The following is a 16,271-nucleotide window of genomic DNA, read 5'->3' as shown; positions in this document are numbered from 1 at the left end:
TGACCGGTGTGGTTCATGGACAGGGGCCGCGGCGACGCGGACGGCCACGTGGCCGGGGCGGGCCGCAGGATCAGGACTCCGGCAGCCCGGCCAGGACGCCGAGCGGTACCGGGCGGGCGAACGGCCGGCGCCCGGGAGTGAGCGGGCATCCGGTCAGGCCGGCCACCGCGGGCGCGCACACGCGGCCCTGGCACCAGCCCATCCCGGCCCGCGTCAGCAGCTTCACGGTGCGCAGATCACCCGCGCCGAGCGGGCCCGCGGCCGTACGGACCTCGCCGGCGGTGACCTCCTCGCACCGGCACACCACCGTGTCGTCCGTGACCCGCTCCGCCCAGCCCGCGGCCGGTGCGTACACCGTGTCGAGTGCCGCGAAGAACGCCCGCTGCCGGTTCCTGGCCCGGGCCGCCGCCGCCCAGGACCCCGCATCGGGGACGGTGCCGTGCAGGCGGGCGGCGATCGAGCGGCCGGCGATGTGGCCCTCGGCGAGTGCGAGGGCCGCGCCTCCGACACCGGTGCTCTCCCCGGCGGCCCACACCCCGGGTACGTCGGTGCGCTGCTCGTCGTCCACCCGTACGGCCGTGCCCGTCAGGGTGCAGCCGAGGGTCTCGGCGAGGTCGGTGTGCGGCAGCATGCCGTGTCCGACGGCGAGGGTGTCGCACGGGATGCGGTGCGCGCTGCCGGGCCTGATCCGCCCGTCCCGCTCCAGTGCGGCGACCGTGACCGCCTCCAGCCGGTCGCCGCCGTGCGCCTCCACCACGGTGTGCCGGGGCAGTGCGCGCACCCGGTGCCGCAGCAACTGCCCCGCGTACCAGGCGCCTTCGACGAGCTTGCCCGGCTCCGCGACGAGGGCCGGAGCACGGCGCAGTACGGCCCCCGGGTCGGCGGACTCGACCAGCGCGGCCACCCGCGCTCCCGCCGCGGCGAGCCCCGTGGCCACCGGCAGCAGCAGCGGTCCGGTGCCGGCGACCACGACCGTGCGGCCGGGCAGTACGAGGCCGCCCTTGAGCATGGCCTGCGCGCCGCCCGCCGTGACGACACCGGGGAGCGTCCAGCCGGGGAAGGGAAGGACCCGCTCGTAGCCACCGGTGGCGAGCAGCACGGCGTCGGCGCGGACGGTGACCCCTTCTTCCTGTGCGGGGCCGCGCACGGCGTGCACCGTGAAGAAGTCCGACTCCTGCGTCACGCACCAGACGTGATGATCCATCAGGTGGGTGATGAGTCCGGTGGCGACATGCCGGTCGACGCCGTCCCGCAGCCGCTCCCAGGTACGCCACTGGTGGTGCAGGGCCTTGGGGCGGCGGGCGCCGAGAGCCCGGGCGGGCTGCCGGTAGAACTGGCCGCCCGCCTGCTCGGCCGCGTCGACCAGCGTGACCCGTACGCCCCGGGCGGCCGCCGCCAGCGCCCCGGCGAGCCCCGCCGGACCCGCCCCGACGACGGCGAGATGCGCTCGCTCAGTCATGGTCCCGTCCCGTCCCCTCCTGTGTGCGGATCACGTCGCCCGGGTGCACCGGCACCAGGCAAGCCCGCTGGTTCGCCCGGCCGTTGACGGTCACCAGGCAGTCGAAGCACACCCCGATTCCGCAGAAGACCCCACGGGGCCGGCCGGTACCGCGGGTGCTGCGCCAGGCCGTCACGCCCGCCGCCCACAGCGCCGCCGCGACCGTCTGCCCGGGCAGGGCGGCGAGGGGGCGGCCGTCGAAGGTGACGGTGAAGGCCTCGCCCGGCCGGGCCCGGGCCAGTTCCAGGGGGTTCACGGGGTGTCGCCTCCGTCGGTGTCGCGTCCCTCGAACCGCTCCGGACGGAACGGTGTGAGATCCATTTCCGGTGTCTTCCCGGTGAGCGTCTGCGCGATCAACTGCCCGGTGCCGGTGGCCAGTCCGATCCCGGCACCCTCGTGTCCGCACGCGTGGAAGAGGCCCGGCGCGCGGGGGTCGGGGCCGATCGCCGGCAGGTGGTCCGGCAGATACGGCCGGAAGCCCGCGTACGTCCGCAGCGCGCGTACCCGCTCCAGGAACGGGAACAGCCCGATCGCCCCGGCCGCCAGCGCCCGCATGGCCGGAAGGGACAGCGAGCGGTCGAACCCGACCCGCTCCCGGCTGGCGCCGATCAGCACCGGTCCGGCTGCCGTGCCCTCCACCACCGGGGAGGTGCGCAGGGCGGCCGAGTCGCTCGCCACGTCCGCCACGTAGTCCGCGGCGTACACCTTGTGCCGGACCATCCGCGGCAGCGGCTCGGTGACCAGGACGAAGCCGCGCCGCGGCAGCACCGGCAGGCGTACACCGGCGAGCGCCGCGAGGTCGCCGCCCCAGGTGCCGGCCGCGTTCACCACCGCCGGTGCGTGCAGCTCGCCCTGGTCGGTGCGGACACCGGCCACCGCGCCGCCGGCCGTGCGCAGCACCCCGGTCACGGTCCAGCCCGTGTGCAGGCGGGCGCCGCAGGCGCGGAGCAGGTGGGCGGCGGCGAGCGCGGGCATGACCTGGGCGTCCTGCGGATAGTGCACGCCGCCCGCCAGGCCGGTTGCCAAGTGCGGCTCCAGATCGGGGAGTTGTTCCGCAGAGACCCGATGGGCCACGACTCCGGCGGTCCGCTGGCCGTCGGCGAAGGCGTGCAGCGCGGTGAGGGTCTCGGGGGTGGAGGCGACGACCAGGCCGCCCTTGGGTTCGTACTCGACCGCCGCACCCAGTTCGTCACCCAGCCGTGCCCACAGCCGGGCCGACAGCAGGGCGAGGTCGAGTTCGGGGCCCGGTTCCTTGTCGGAGACGAGCAGGTTGCCTTCCCCGGCGCCGGTGGTGCCGCCGGCCACCGGGCCACGGTCCACCACTCGTACGTCGAGGCCGGCGCGGGCGGCGTACAGGGCGCAGGCCGCACCTACCATTCCGGCTCCTACGACTACGACGTCGCAGGTCAGTCGTTTCGGCACGCCAGTACTATGTCACATGGTTCTGTCTGACGGGAGTCCCTGGACGTGGACGTTCCCTGCGTCCCCGGGGCCGGCTCGACCGCCCGGAGTTGCCGACGTGCCCCTGTCCCAGGGGTGGACGCCCCCTTGACGCCGCCCGGAGGCAGATCGACACTCCAGTCAGGGAATCCTAGTGAACTGGTAGGGAATCATGGTGCGCCTCGAAGCGGTCACCGGCCGAACGGGCCGAATGCCGTTGCGCGCGGCCCTGCTCACCTCCCGCCGTCACATCGACCTGCTGCGCGTCTGCAGCGCGATCAGCCACCAGCGCTGAGCCGGGGCCCCTCGCGCCCACCGGCCGGCGCCGCCCGCCGGTGCGCACCTCCGCACGTCCACCACCCAGGGAGACGCATGTCCATCACTCCGCTCGCCCCCGTCCCGTCCGCCCCTCGCACCGCCCCGGTCTTCCGGGGGAGGCTCGGCCGGGACGCACGCAGCGGCCACTACGCCGTGCCGCACCGCTACCGGCTCCATCTGTCGACCGCCTGCCCTGCCGGGCTGCGCCTCGCCGTCGGACACAGCCTTCTCGGCCTGGGCACCGGCTGTCCGGTCACCTTCCTGCCCGCCGTCCCGGACTGTCCCGGCGGCGGCCACTCCGCACTGCGCCCGCTGTACGAGGCGAGCGCCCACCACTACACCGGACCGGCCCTCGGGCCCGTGCTCAGCGACGACTGGTCCGGCCGCATCGTCAGCAGCCACGCCCCCGACATCCTGCGCGACCTCGACCGTTTCCCGCACGAGGGGCGGGTCTGCCTGTATCCGGGCGGCCTGGAGTCGGTGATCGAGGCCGTCGAGCGGATGTGTGCCGAAGGGATCGAGGAGGCCGCGCAGCGTGCCGGGCGGGCCGGGGCCGGCCCTGCCGAGCGGGCCGCCGCCCTCGACACGCTCCTCGACACCCTGGGCCGGCTGGAGAACCGGCTGTCCGGCGAGGAGTACCTCGTCGACGGCCGGCTCACCGCCGCCGACGTCGAACTGTGGGCCGCCCTGGTGCAGTTGGACACCGTCCACCGCTGTCATCTGGACGCCTCCGCCGTGCACCGCATCGCCGGCCACCGTGTCCTCTGGGCCTACGCCCGCCGCCTGGCCGCCCATCCGGCCTTCGGCCGCCATCTCGACCTCGACGGCATCTCCCGCCGCCACCACGGCCGTTGCCAGGGCCTGGAGGCCGCCGGAGCCGCCGTCCAGATCCTGGACTGGGCGGGCCATGCCGCGGATGCCGAGGACGCTTCCCGCAGGTGAGCGCGGTCGGCTGACGTCCACTGGCCGGACGGCCGTTGACATTCGGACGGACAACTGCCTTACTTGCGGCTCAGAACGGTCATGAGCGTCAGCACCAAGCCCTGGCTCGCTGACCGGCAACCCTCGCATCGCGGTGGGGTGCCCCAGGTGACGACCGGACCGGAATGACGTTTTCGGTAAGCGCGAGGGCCCCGCGGGGCCGGAACAGTGACAGGTGACGCCATGCACGCAGCTCCCAGGACGGCCGCGAGCCGCCCCGAGGGCCGCGTACGGTCGTACGCCGGGCTCCTCGTCGCCGACCGCGCCGTCGATCTGCTCCGTGTCAACAGCGCACTGTGTACCGTGCCGGGCTGCGCCCGCCGCCGGGGCTGACGCCCCGTTCCAGGCCGGGCCCGACCAGCCCCAGGCCCTGTCCAGCGCCGCGTTCCTGAGGCACACCGCCGCCTCGGTGCGCCGTCACCCGCCCAGCCCCCGGTTCCCGCGCACTGCCGTGCGCCGCCTCGTGCCGTAGTGCCGACGCGGCCCGCACCCGCTCGCCCGCGGCCCGGGGTGTCCGACTCAAGCCGGAGCCCACCATGAGCGAACCCCCAGGCGCCGCCGTCTCCCTCGTGGACGCGCCGCCCGCCGATGCCCCGTCAGAACCACTCGGGGCACAGCGCGTTCAGCCGCTGCGCCGGCCCGGCCGGTGGATCGCCACCGCCGTCGTCGTCGTGCTCGTCGCGCAGATCGTGCACGGACTGGCCACCAACCCGTTCTACCAGTGGGACCGCTTCCGCTACTGGTTCCTGCGGCCCCTCGTCCTCGACGGGCTCCTCGTCACCCTCGAAGTCGCCGCCCTCAGCGCGGTGGCAGGGCTCTTCGGCGGCATCCTGCTGGCCCTGGGACGGCAGTCCGGCAGCCCGGTGCTGCGCGCCGTCAGCTGGACCTACACCTGGCTGTTCCGCTCGGTGCCGCTGATCGTCGTCCTGATCTTCCTCTACAACTTCTCGGCCCTGTACAAGACGTTGAGTCTGGGCATCCCCTTCGGCCCCGCCTTCGTCACCTTCGACGAGTCCAGGCTCGCCACCGACATGACGGTCGCCGTGGTCGGGCTCAGCCTCAACGAGGCCGCGTACGCCGCCGAGGTCGTCCGCGGCGGCATCCTCTCGGTGGACCAGGGCCAGCACGAGGCGGCGGCCGCGCTCGGCCTGCCCCAGGGCTACCAGTTCACCCGGATCGTCTTCCCGCAGGCCCTCAGGTCCATCACCCCGAACTACGTCAACCAGCTCATCGGCCTGATCAAGAGCACCTCGCTGGTGTTCTACGTGTCGCTGCTCGACCTGTTCGGCTCCGTGCAGACCATGGGCAGCACCTACCCCGGCGACATCGTGCCGCTGCTGCTGGTGGCCACCGTCTGGTACCTGATCCTCACCAGCGCCGTGTCCGTCGTCCAGTTCTACGTCGAGCGGTACTTCGCGCGGGGCGCCACCCGCACCCTGCCGCCGACCCCGCTGCAGAAGGCGCGTACGGGCCTTGCCGAGTTCCGGGCCCGGCTGCGCAGGGAGGCCGCCGTATGACCGCCACCGGCACACGTCCGACGACCCCGGCCGCCCTGGAGATCCACGGCGTCCACAAGTGGTACGGCAGCCATCGCGTGCTGGACGGCATCGACCTGACCGTGCGCCCCGGCGAGGTCACCGTCGTCATCGGACCGTCCGGCTCCGGCAAGTCCACGCTGCTGCGGGTCGTCAACCACCTGGAGAAGCCCGAGGTCGGCCAGGTCAGCGTCGACGGCGAGCTGATCGGCGTCAAGCGGGGCAGCAGCGGCCGGCTGAAGGAGCTGAGCGAGCGCGCCATCCTGGCCCAGCGCAGCCGCATCGGCTTCGTCTTCCAGAACTTCAACCTCTTCCCGCATCTGACCGCCCTCGACAACGTCGCCGCCGCGCCCGTCGCCACCGGCCGCCTCACGCGCCCCGAGGCCCGGGAACTCGCCCGCGAGCTGCTCACCCGGGTCGGCCTCGGCGACCGTACCGACGCCTACCCGCGCCGGCTGTCCGGCGGACAGCAGCAGCGGGTCGCCATCGCCCGCGCCCTCGCACTGCGCCCCGGCATCATCCTCTTCGACGAGCCCACCTCCGCGCTCGACCCCGAACTGGTCGGCGAGGTGCTCTCCGTCATCAGGGACCTGGCCACCAGCGGCACCACCCTGGTCATCGTCACCCACGAGATCGCCTTCGCCCGCGAGGTCGCCGACCGGATCGTCTTCATCGACGGCGGCCGGATCGTCGAGCAGGGGCCGCCGGAGGAGGTCCTGGACCAGCCGCGCCACGAACGGACCCGCGACTTCCTGCGCAGTGTCCTGTGACTGCCCCGTGACCCCTCTGCGGCCCCCGCAGCCCCCCGTAGTTCCCGAACGACAAGGACAGCCATGCGCAGCCACCTTTCCCGACGCAGCCTGATACGCGGCATCACCGCGGCGACCGCCGTCGCCACCCTCGCCACCGGGCTCGCCGCCTGCGGTGGTGACAGCGACGCCGCGACCACCACCGACGCCGCCGGCAGCGTGACCGTCGGCCGGCTCTCCAACGGTGCCGCGAAGCAGACCACTTTGAAGGTCGCCGAGGTCAAGTCCATCAGCGCGCAGCTGCCCGCCTCCGTGCGCAAGAGCGGCAAACTCACCATCGGTGTGGGCGCCCTGCCGGCCGGCTTCGCGCCGCTGGCGTACGTCGGCAGCGACCAGAAGACCCTCACCGGCGCCGAACCCGACTTCGGCCGGCTGGTCGCCGCGGTGCTCGGACTGAAGCCCGAGATCAGAAACTTCACCTGGGAGAACCTCTTCGTCGGCATCGACAGCGGCAAGGTCGACGTCGCCTTCTCGAACGTCACCGACACCGAGGAGCGCAAGAAGAAGTACGACTTCGCCTCCTACCGGCAGGACAACCTCGGCTTCGAGGTGCGCAGGTCCAGCACGTGGAACTTCGACGGCGACTACGAGAAGCTCGCCGGGCTGACCGTCTCCGTCGGCTCCGGGACCAACCAGGAGAAGATCCTCCTGGAGTGGAAGAAGAAGCTTCAGAGCGAGGGCAAGAAGCTCACCGTCAAGTACTACCCGGACCGCAACGGCACGTACCTGGCCCTGGACAGCGGCAGGATCGACGCCTTCTTCGGGCCCAACCCGGGCATCGCCTACAACGTCGCCAAGACCGCGGGCACCCCGAGGGCGACCCGCAGCGCCGGCACCTTCTCCGGCGCGGGCGCATCGCTCCAGGGCTTGATCGCCGCCACCGCCAAGAAGGACAGCGGCCTCGCCAAGCCGATCGCAGCGGCCGTCAACCACCTGATCAAGACAGGCCAGTACGCCAAGTGGCTCAAGGCCTACAACCTCTCCAACGAGGCCGTGGCCAAGTCCGAGATCAACCCGCCCGGCCTGCCACTGGACAACTCCTGAAGGAGGAAGCCGTGTCCGCGGCGCACACCTCGTGCAGGTCCGCAGGGCGGGAACAAACAGCGCCGGCGGGGCGTTGTACGTCGTGACGGGATCCGCGAGGCGGCCGCAGACAAGGCCCGCCGCCCGCGCCGGACGGACGGAGGTGACGGCGTGACACGTGTACTGCCGCTGCCCGTCCCGCACCCGTACCGCTCCGTCCGTCTGCACTCCCGGCCGCACATAGACCTGCAGCGCGTGTCCGCCGCGCTCTGTCGCCGCTGACTCCTTTCCCGGCCTCCGCCCGGGTCTTCCCCTGCCGCGCTCGCCCTCGCCTCGCCGACGCCCGCCCGCGAGCCGGTGTTCACACGGACATCAAGGAAGGCACCGCCGTGTCCTCGACCTCACTGTCTCATCTGCACCTTGCCGTCGCCCTGGACGGCACCGGCTGGCATCCCGCCTCCTGGCGCGAGCCGGTCGCCCGCCCCCGGGAACTGTTCACCGCCGGCTACTGGGCCGCCCTGGTCGCCGAGGCCGAACGCGGCCTGCTCGACTTCGTCACCATCGAGGACGGCCTCGGCCCGCAGTCCTCGCACCTCCTCCACCCCGACGACCGCACCGATCAGGTACGCGGCCGGCTCGACGCGGTCCTCATCGCCTCCCGTGTCGCCCCGCTCACCCGGCACATAGGCCTGGTGCCGACCGTGGTGGCCACCCACACCGAGCCGTTCCACATCTCCAAGGCGATCGCCACCCTCGACTACGTCAGCACCGGCCGCGCGGGCCTGCGTGTGCAGATCAGCGGCCGGTCCGACGAGGCCGCCCACTTCGGCCGCCGGACCATCGGCCGGATCGAGTCCTACGACAGCCCCGCAGCGCAGGATGTGATCACCGACCTGTTCGACGAGGCCGCCGACTACGTGGAAGTGGTGCGCCGGCTCTGGGACAGCTGGGAGGACGACGCCGAGATCCGGGACGCGGCGACGGGCCGCTTCATCGACCGGGACAAGCTGCACTACATCGGCTTCGAGGGCCGCCACTTCAGCGTCAAGGGCCCCTCCATCACACCCCGCCCGCCCCAGGGCCAGCCGCTGGTCACCGCCCTCGCGCACCAGACCGTCCCGTACCGGCTCATCGCCCGCCAGGCCGACGTCGGCTATGTCACCCCGCACGACGTGGAGCAGGCCCGCGCGATCGTCACCGAGATCCACGCCGAGCAGCAGGCGGCGGGCCGTGCCACCGAACCCCTGCACATCTTCGGTGACCTCGTGATCTTCCTCGACGACAGCCGGGCGGAGGCGGAGGCCCGACGGGAGCGGCTGGACGCGCTGGCGGGGGAGCCGTACACCAGCGACGCCCGGATCTTCACCGGTACGGCAGCCGAACTCGCCGACCTGCTGCAGGAGTTGGCGACCGGCGGACTGACCGGGTTCCGGCTGCGGCCCGCCGTCGCCGGTCACGACCTGCCCCGCGTCAGCCGCGACCTGGTCTCCGAACTGCAGCGCAGGGGCCGCTTCCGCGACGCCTACGGGGCAGACACCCTGCGCGGCCTGCTCGGCCTCGCCCGCCCCGCCAACCGCTACGCAGCAGCCATCGCCTGAGCAGCCGGAGAGGACGACCGCACCCCATGAGCAAGCCGCTGAAGCAGATCCACCTGGCCGCCCACTTCCCCGGAGTCAACAACACCACCGTGTGGAGCGACCCGGCCGCCGGCAGCCACATCGAGTTCAGCTCCTTCGTGCACTTCGCGCAGACCGCCGAACGCGCCAAGTTCGACTTCCTGTTCCTCGCCGAGGGACTCAGGCTGCGCGAACAGGGCGGGAAGATATACGACCTGGATGTCGTGGGCCGCCCGGACACCTTCACCGTTCTCGCCGCACTGGCCGCCGTCACCGACCGGCTGGGCCTGACCGGCACCATCAACTCCACGTTCAACGAGCCGTACGAGGTGGCCCGCCAGTTCGCCAGCCTCGACCACCTCTCCGGCGGCCGTTCCGCATGGAACGTGGTCACCTCCTGGGACGCCTTCACCGGCGAGAACTTCCGCCGCGGCGGCTTCCTGCCGCAGGAGGAGCGCTACTCCCGGGCCAAGGAGTTCCTCGCCACCGCGAACGAACTCTTCGACTCCTGGCGCGGCGACGAGATCCTCGCCGACCCCACCACCGGCACCTTCCTGAAGGACGCCCGGGCCGGCGCCTTCGTGCACCAGGGGCAGCACTTCGACATCCGCGGCCGTTTCAACGTCCCGCGCTCCCCGCAGGGCCGCCCGGTGATCTTCCAGGCGGGCGACTCCGACGAGGGGCGCGAGTTCGCCGCCTCCAGTGCGGACGCGATCTTCAGCCGGTACTCGACCCTGAAGGAGGGACAGGCCTTCTACAAGGACGTCAAGTCCCGCCTCGCCGCGTACGGCCGCACCCCCGACCAGCTGCTCATCCTGCCCGCCGCGACCTTCGTTCTCGGCGACACCGACCAGGAGGCCGCCGAACTCGCCCGCGAGGTGCGCCGGCAGCAGGTCAGCGGTGCGACCGCCATCAAACACCTGGAGTTCGTCTGGAACCGTGACCTGTCGGCGTACGACCCGGAGGGCCCGCTGCCCGACGTCGACCCGGTGGTGAGCCAGGAGCACATCTCCCGGGGCCGCGCCCAGGTGCGCATGTACCGGGATCCGGTCGCCATCGCCCGCGAGTGGCGGCAGCTCGCCGAGGCCAACAAGTGGTCCATCCGCGACCTGGTCATCAACACCGGCAACCGGCAGACCTTCGTCGGCTCCCCGGCCACGGTCGCGCAGACCATCGACGACTTCGTGCAGGCCGACGCCTCCGACGGCTTCATCCTCGTCCCGCACATCACCCCCGGCGGACTCGACCCGTTCGCCGACAAGGTCGTACCCCTGCTCCAGGAACGGGGCGTGTTCCGCACCGAGTACGAGGGCACGACCCTGCGCGACCACCTCGGCCTCGCCCACCCGGACACCGGCTTCGCCGAGCGGGCGGCATCGTGACGTTCCCGTCGTGAACACCGGCGTGACCGCGGACGTCACCTCCCCCGTGGGTGACGTCCGCGGCCGCTCCCCCGGCGCCGGACCGTGGCCGTCGTCCGTGTGCCGTCACCAGCACATGACCGCTGTCTCTCCCGATCCCCACGTCGAGTACAGGCGGACGCGGACGACATAGCGCCGGCCCTTGACGAGCCGGACCCTGACGGCGGCGTTGTCCGGGCTGCCGCCGTCGTCGTGCCCCGCGAGGAAGCGCGGCACCCCGTCGCGCTCCTCGAAGACCACGAGCACGGTGTCGGCGTCACCGAAGGCGCCCACGGTGTAGTCGCGGGTCTCCGGCGGGTCGACGGCGAAGTCGGCCTGCCCGGCCGGGCCGAGGCCGAGCGGCGCCGACCGGAACGGCACCAGCACGACCGGTCCCGCCGGGCCGGCGGGCGGGTACCAGCGCAGCACGAACTCCTTGTCGGCCGGGGACGGCCCACCGGACGGAGACAGCCCCCCGCGGTACTGCTCCGGCTCCAGCACCAGCCCCGGCCCGAACGGGAACGTCATCACCGACTGCGGATCCCACACCGAGCAGCTCGCCTCGCCGGCGTCCAGTTCACGCAGTACGTTCGTGTACGTCGTCTCCCGGCTCCAGAAGTTCGGCGGACCCGCCAGCTCGGCGTACACGGCCTCGTCGTCCCAGTGGAGTCCGGCGTACGGGCTCTGGTGCTCGTGCACCATGCCGAGCACGTGCCCGATCTGGTGCAGGACCGTGCCCCGCTCCCCGGGACCGGTCACGTCCCAGCCCAGGTTCATGGTGCGCTCGCTCCGCCCGACCGACAGGGCCTCCCGGCCCACGGCCGACCAGGAACCGCCGCCGGTCTGGAACCCGATCCGCAGCTCCGCCTCCCGCCGGTCGCCGACCTCGGCGAACGTCACGCCGATGCCGAGCCCCTGCCACTCGCGGAAGCAGTCGCGGACCACGTCCCGCTGCTCCGCGCCGCCGGCCCACGGCACCCGGCGCAGCTCACCGGTCCCGGGCAGCGGGATCAGTGAGGCGGCCGAGTCGTCGGAGTCGTCGAAGAAGGCGTAGTGCAGCACCGTGCCGTTGACCCACATCCGCCGCCCGGCGAGCAGTGCGCCCAGCCGCTCGGCGGTCAGCCCCGGTGCGAAGCACGGGGCCGGCTGCCGCGGCAGCGAGCAGAGGCGTCGGGTCATGCGGCCAGCGTGCCGCCCGCACGGGCCGGGCGCCTGAGTCGGGGAGTGCTCAAGTCACCCTGTATCAAATGTGAGTAGGCGCGCTCAGAACAGTGTGAGGACTTACGAACAGGACGCGAAGACGCTGCCGCTGCCCTGGCCGTTCGCCGGCCGGGAGGAGGAACTGGAGCTGGTGCGCACCTCGTCGGCCGCCGGCCGGCCCGGCATCGTGGTGACCGGACCGGCCGGCCACGGCAAGACCCGGCTGATCGCGGAGGCGGTCCGGGGCACGGAGCACACCCGGGTGACCGGCACCCCCGAGGCCCGCGGTCTGCCCTTCGCGGCCTTCGCCCACCTGCTGCCCGACACCGTCTCGCCGCAGCGCGCGCTGCGGATCCTGTCCGGCGTACGGCTCCTCGTCGTGGACGACGCCCATCTGCTCGACGAGGCCTCCGCCGCCCTCGTCCACCAGCTCGCCGTGCACGGCCGTACCCGGCTCGTCGTCGCCGCGGTGGACGAGGTGTCCGCACCCGCCGCGGTGTCCCGGCTGTGGACCGGGGAGCTGCTGCCCCGGCTGGCCCTCGAACCGCTGCCCTGCGAGGACGTCGCCCGGCTGCTCGGCGCCGCCGGTCCGGAACCGCTGACGGTGCGCCGTCTGCACCGGATGTGCCGCGGCGACCTGCGGCTGCTGCGCGACCTGGTCGCCGCGCTCGGCTCGGCCGGGCGGCTGCTTCCGGTGCCCGGCACACAGGAGCGGGCCTGGCGGGGGGCGCTGCCGGTCACCCCGGCCGTACGCGAACGGCTCGCCCCGGTGCTGGAGCGCTCCGCGCGTGGCGAACGGGACACGCTGGAACGCCTGGCGTTCGCCGAGCCGCTGCCGCTGGCCGCGGACGATCTCGATCTGGACGTCCTGGAGCGTCTGGAGGCGGACGGCCTGATCCAGGTCGACGACCAGGGCGCCGTCACCCTTGCCCATCCGCTGCACGGACCGGCCCTGCGCGCCCTGACCGGCCGGCTGCGCGCCCGTCGGCTGACGGCCGGTGCCCCTGCCGGGTACGGCCCGGTCCTGGAGGCCGAACAGCAGGCACTGCTGCGGCGGATCGGGCAACTGGACGTCCGGCCGCTGCCGACGCCGGTGGGGGAGTGGCTGGTGGCCCAGGGCGCGGTGCTGCCGGCCGGTTACGCCGCCGTCCGCGCCCGGTTCGCCCGGCTGCGGGGCGAGGTACGGGACGCCGCCGCCTGGGCCCGGGAGGGGCTGCGGGGCGCGCCGGGGGACGCGGGATGCGGTGAGGAACTCCGGCTGGCCGACGGCGAGTTGGCCGAGGGGCGTGGTGACGACGTGTACGCCCGGTACGACGCCGTACGCCGCGGTGCGCCGGAAGGGGCCGTCGGGCGGCTGCCGGCGGGGAGTGTCCTCGCCCGGCACGCGCAGGCGCTGGCGCGGGGGGACGGGGCGGCGCTGGATCGTGCCGCCGAGGGTCTGGAGGAGCGCGGGTTCCTGTTGTTCGCGGCGGAGGCGCGTGCGCAGGCGGTGCGTGTGCACCGGGATCCGCGTGCGGCGCGGGTCTCCCGTACCCGGGCGGTCGCCCTCGCGCGGCGGTGCCAGGGCGCGCGCACACCGGCGTTGGCGGGGCTGGTCCTCGGTGAACTGACGGCCCGGCAGCGGCAGATCGTGACGCTTGCGGCGGCGGGGCTGAGCAATCGGGAGATCGCCGAGAGGCTGACCTTGTCCGTGCGGACCGTGGGCAATCATCTGTACAGCGCGTACAGCCGGCTGGGGACCGGCGACCGGGGAGCGTTGCCGTTGCTGTGCGAGTCCGCGTAGGGCGTTCTCACGCCGCCCCGAACGCCGCGAAAGCCCAGCCTGTTGCCTGGTGCACCGGGTCCTCGGGCAGGGTGGAGCGGGCGTCCCGGAGGGCCTCGGCCAGGGAGAGGCCCGTGTCGAGGCCCTTGTGCAGAGCGAGCATCAGGGGGACCACGGCCGCGTCGTTGACCGGGGCGCTGCTCGCCACCACCCCGGCCGTGCCCAGCGGCAGCAACGCGGTGACCAGGCCGAGGAGTTCGTCGGCGCCGACGGACGCCAGGCGGGCCGTGTCGCAGCTGGAGAGGATGATCCGGTAGGGGCTGCGCGCGAGGCGCTCGAAGTCGTGCACGATCAGCGGGCCGTCGGCCATGCGCAGGGCCGAGAAGAGGGGGCTGTCCGCGCGGAACGTGCCGTGGGCCGCGATGTGCGCGAGAGCCGCCCCGTCCAGGTGCTCCAGGACGCGCGGGACCTGGGCCGCGTCGTCCTCCAGGACCGTCGCCGTGCCGTACCGGCCGGCCAGTTCCGGCACCTCCGCGCCGCCGGTCGCGAGGCCGGGGCCGCGCACCAGCACATGCCGGCCGCCCGGCGGCGGCTCGGTCTCGCGGGCGCGCAGCCAGCTGCCCGCCGACGGTGAGACGCTGAGGACGCGGTCCCGCAGCGCGGGCAGCAGGGCCCACGGCACCCGGTGCAGGGCCCCGGGCGGGACGATCACCACCGGTCCCGCGCCGAGGTGTGCCGCCGCGCCGGCCAGCAGCAGCTCCTGCAGACGCAGTCCGGCGGCCTCCACCAGCGGCAGTCGCGCCGCGGCGCCCGGGTGGGCGAGCCGCCGCAGTCCGGCCTGGACGTGCTCGGCCTCGGCCACCGCCTCGGCCAGCGGACCGCCGGCGAACCGCCGTACCCGGCCCCGGCCGCACAGCAGCACGTGCACCCGGCCGTCGACCACGGCGAGTTCCACCAGATGGGCGTCGCCGAGCCGGTCCAGCAGACGGGCCGCGTCGAAGCGGTCGCCCCCGTGCGGGGCGGCGCCGCGCATGTGGTGGGTGCGGGAGCGGATCTCCCTTTCCAGACGCCGCTGTTCGCGCTCCAGCGCGGGCACCGGGCGGCCCTCCATCCGGGCCTCCTCCGCGCGGGCCGCGATCTCCCGGTAGGCGGTCAGGCCGCTGAGCAGCGCCGGGTCGGCGGGCGGCCGGGTGGGCGGCGCGGACAGCACGGTCGCCCGCCAGCGCTCGCTCCACTCCAGCAGCCGGCGCGGTGTGCCGTGGGCGAGACTCACCTCCTGGGCCAGCGCGGCCAGTTCGGCGCCCTGCGCGGTGGCGTGGGCGCGCAGCTCCGAGGCGCCGAGCGTCATCCGGTGGTCGTCCAGCACGTCCAGACCGCGCCGGCAGGCCTCCAGCACGCCCCGTCGGGACCCGGCCGCGCGGGCCCGGAGCGCCTGCGCCGCCCAGCCGGTCACCCGGGCCGGCGGCGGCCCGCCGTGCCGGCTGCGCGCGGCCACCGCCAGATGCCGTTCCGCGTCGGCCGTCCAGCCCAGCGCGAGCGCGATCCGGCCCGCGAGCAGGGACGCCTCAGGCGCGGCGGGAGAGCCGAAGGAGGCCAGCTTCGCGGCGACCGCCGCCGCGTCCGCGACCAGCCGTCCCGAGCGGCGCCCGGCCGCCACCCGCGCCTCGATCAGCACCAGCCGGGCGTGGGTCTCCCACCACATCCGCCGCTGCGCCGCGAACAGCCGTACGGCGACGGCGGCGCGGGCCACGGCGGTGTGCGGGTCCCCGGCCGAGCGGGCGGCCCGTGCGGCGGCCAGCAGCAGCTCGGCCTTGCGGGTGGACTGCCCGCCGATCCGGTCCAGCAGCGCGATCGTCGCGTCCGCCTCGGCCAGTGCCTCCGGGGCGAGTCCGGCCGCCATCAGCACCTCGCAGCGCCGGATGGACAGCATGTAGGTGGGGGTGCCGAGTTTCGCGTACCGCTCCTCGGCCTCGTCCAGCAGCCGCAGGGCCGCCGGGATGTCGCCGGACCGGAAGGCGGCCAGGCCCCGGCTCTCCACCGCGTCGGCCTTGTCGTGCTCCTGGCCGGTGGTGTCCCACAGCCGCTCCGCCGCCGTGAAGTCCGCGACCGCCCGGTCCACCGCGCCGAGCGCCAGATGCACGGTGGCCCGCAAGGTCAGCGCCCGCGCGGTCCAGATGTCGTCGCCGGCCTGCCGCAGCACCGGCAGCGCCCGCCGTACGTCCTCCAGCGCCTCCCGGTGATGTCCCAGCACCCACCACACGTACGCCCGCCGGTACAGCACCCGGGCCCGGGTGTGCCCGCCGCCCCGGGCGACCCCGCGCTCGAAGGACATGAGCCCCTGCCGCGTGCGCCCCGCGTGCACCAGTGCGACCCCGAGCGTCGCGAGCACATCCGCCTCACGGTCGGCCGACTCGGCGCGCGCGGCCAGGTCCCGGGCCCGGCGCAGATGCCGCAGCGCGATCCGCAGGTCGCCGAAGTCCCGCTGCCAGATGCCCAGCACCTGGTGGGCGACGCTGGCGTGCAGCGGCGGCGGACCGGCCCGCAGTACCTGTTCCGCGCGCGCCCGGGCCTCGCCCGGGTCGGCGAACACCAAGGGCAGCAGTTCGAGAACCGACTCGCTTCCCGCTGTCACGTCTCGCATGGTAGTGGCCTGCTGTATCAGACGGTGGTCCCGCGGCTCTCACTGTCG

At 73.9% G+C, this 16,271-nt stretch carries 15 protein-coding genes and 1 riboswitch; of the genes, 10 read left to right on the top strand and 5 right to left on the bottom strand.

The features are described from left to right. Window positions 1–70: 70 nt before the first annotated feature. The 3 genes from ACIGXP_RS08200 to ACIGXP_RS08190 are packed head-to-tail and all read right to left on the bottom strand — an operon-like array spanning window position 71 to window position 2,920. Entirely contained in the window at window positions 71–1,459 is a 1,389-nt protein-coding gene (locus tag ACIGXP_RS08200; RefSeq protein WP_399765463.1) for an FAD-dependent oxidoreductase, read from the bottom strand. Further along, entirely contained in the window at window positions 1,452–1,754 is a 303-nt protein-coding gene (locus ACIGXP_RS08195; protein ID WP_363219432.1) for a (2Fe-2S)-binding protein, read from the bottom strand. The genes ACIGXP_RS08200 and ACIGXP_RS08195 overlap by 8 nt, the downstream gene beginning before the upstream one ends. Further along, complete coding sequence (locus ACIGXP_RS08190; RefSeq protein WP_399765460.1) at window positions 1,751–2,920, bottom strand: NAD(P)/FAD-dependent oxidoreductase; 1,170 nt, start codon at window positions 2,918–2,920, stop codon at window positions 1,751–1,753. The genes ACIGXP_RS08195 and ACIGXP_RS08190 overlap by 4 nt, the downstream gene beginning before the upstream one ends. A gap of 190 nt (window positions 2,921–3,110) precedes the next feature. Between ACIGXP_RS08190 and ACIGXP_RS08185 the strand changes: the two genes are divergently transcribed. The 9 genes from ACIGXP_RS08185 (at window position 3,111) to ACIGXP_RS08145 (ending at window position 10,602) form a co-directional block, all read left to right on the top strand. Continuing rightward, a complete protein-coding gene (locus tag ACIGXP_RS08185; protein ID WP_363219430.1) occupies window positions 3,111–3,233 on the top strand; it encodes a hypothetical protein in 123 nt (40 codons plus the stop codon). Window positions 3,234–3,310: 77 nt separating this feature from the next. Next, window positions 3,311–4,198: a glutathione S-transferase C-terminal domain-containing protein gene (locus tag ACIGXP_RS08180; RefSeq protein WP_399765456.1), complete on the top strand. Its 888-nt coding sequence runs from the start codon at window positions 3,311–3,313 to the stop codon at window positions 4,196–4,198. Window positions 4,199–4,275: 77 nt separating this feature from the next. Beyond that, a riboswitch (SAM riboswitch) is annotated at window positions 4,276–4,387 on the top strand. A 33-nt stretch (window positions 4,388–4,420) separates the two neighbouring features. After that, a complete protein-coding gene (locus ACIGXP_RS08175) occupies window positions 4,421–4,570 on the top strand; it encodes a hypothetical protein (protein ID WP_363219428.1) in 150 nt (49 codons plus the stop codon). A 203-nt stretch (window positions 4,571–4,773) separates the two neighbouring features. Then, window positions 4,774–5,754 carry an amino acid ABC transporter permease gene (locus tag ACIGXP_RS08170; RefSeq protein ID WP_399765453.1) on the top strand — a complete coding sequence of 327 codons (981 nt, stop codon included), beginning with the start codon at window positions 4,774–4,776 and terminating at the stop codon, window positions 5,752–5,754. Beyond that, entirely contained in the window at window positions 5,751–6,542 is a 792-nt protein-coding gene (locus ACIGXP_RS08165; RefSeq protein WP_399765450.1) for an amino acid ABC transporter ATP-binding protein, read from the top strand. Before ACIGXP_RS08170 ends, ACIGXP_RS08165 begins: the two co-directional genes overlap by 4 nt. A gap of 63 nt (window positions 6,543–6,605) precedes the next feature. Then, complete coding sequence (locus ACIGXP_RS08160; RefSeq protein ID WP_399765447.1) at window positions 6,606–7,625, top strand: ABC transporter substrate-binding protein; 1,020 nt, start codon at window positions 6,606–6,608, stop codon at window positions 7,623–7,625. Window positions 7,626–7,775: 150 nt separating this feature from the next. Then, window positions 7,776–7,886: a putative leader peptide gene (locus ACIGXP_RS08155; protein ID WP_363219424.1), complete on the top strand. Its 111-nt coding sequence runs from the start codon at window positions 7,776–7,778 to the stop codon at window positions 7,884–7,886. Window positions 7,887–7,993: 107 nt separating this feature from the next. Further along, complete coding sequence (locus ACIGXP_RS08150; protein ID WP_399765444.1) at window positions 7,994–9,202, top strand: LLM class flavin-dependent oxidoreductase; 1,209 nt, start codon at window positions 7,994–7,996, stop codon at window positions 9,200–9,202. 26 nt (window positions 9,203–9,228) lie between these two features. Then, the gene (locus ACIGXP_RS08145) at window positions 9,229–10,602 is read left to right on the top strand and encodes an NtaA/DmoA family FMN-dependent monooxygenase (RefSeq protein WP_399765441.1); all 1,374 of its coding nucleotides are present in this window, start codon (window positions 9,229–9,231) and stop codon (window positions 10,600–10,602) included. A 105-nt stretch (window positions 10,603–10,707) separates the two neighbouring features. On the opposite strand, the gene ACIGXP_RS08140 is transcribed toward ACIGXP_RS08145, so the two are convergent. Then, window positions 10,708–11,799, bottom strand: a complete 1,092-nt coding sequence (locus ACIGXP_RS08140) for a M12 family metallopeptidase (RefSeq protein ID WP_399765438.1) — start codon at window positions 11,797–11,799, stop codon at window positions 10,708–10,710. Between the two features lie 94 nt (window positions 11,800–11,893). Here ACIGXP_RS08140 and ACIGXP_RS08135 point away from each other — a divergent pair, with 94 nt between their 5' ends. Beyond that, entirely contained in the window at window positions 11,894–13,603 is a 1,710-nt protein-coding gene (locus ACIGXP_RS08135) for a LuxR C-terminal-related transcriptional regulator (protein WP_399765435.1), read from the top strand. Between the two features lie 7 nt (window positions 13,604–13,610). Here the strand turns inward: ACIGXP_RS08135 and ACIGXP_RS08130 are convergent, their stop codons facing one another. Further along, complete coding sequence (locus ACIGXP_RS08130; protein WP_399765432.1) at window positions 13,611–16,223, bottom strand: CHAT domain-containing protein; 2,613 nt, start codon at window positions 16,221–16,223, stop codon at window positions 13,611–13,613. Window positions 16,224–16,271: the final 48 nt, after the last annotated feature.

The sequence above is a fragment of the Streptomyces sp. NPDC053069 genome (assembly GCF_044546895.1).
Classification (GTDB): Bacteria; Actinomycetota; Actinomycetes; order Streptomycetales; family Streptomycetaceae; genus Streptomyces.
This window is presented reverse-complemented; position numbering and strand designations above follow the sequence as displayed.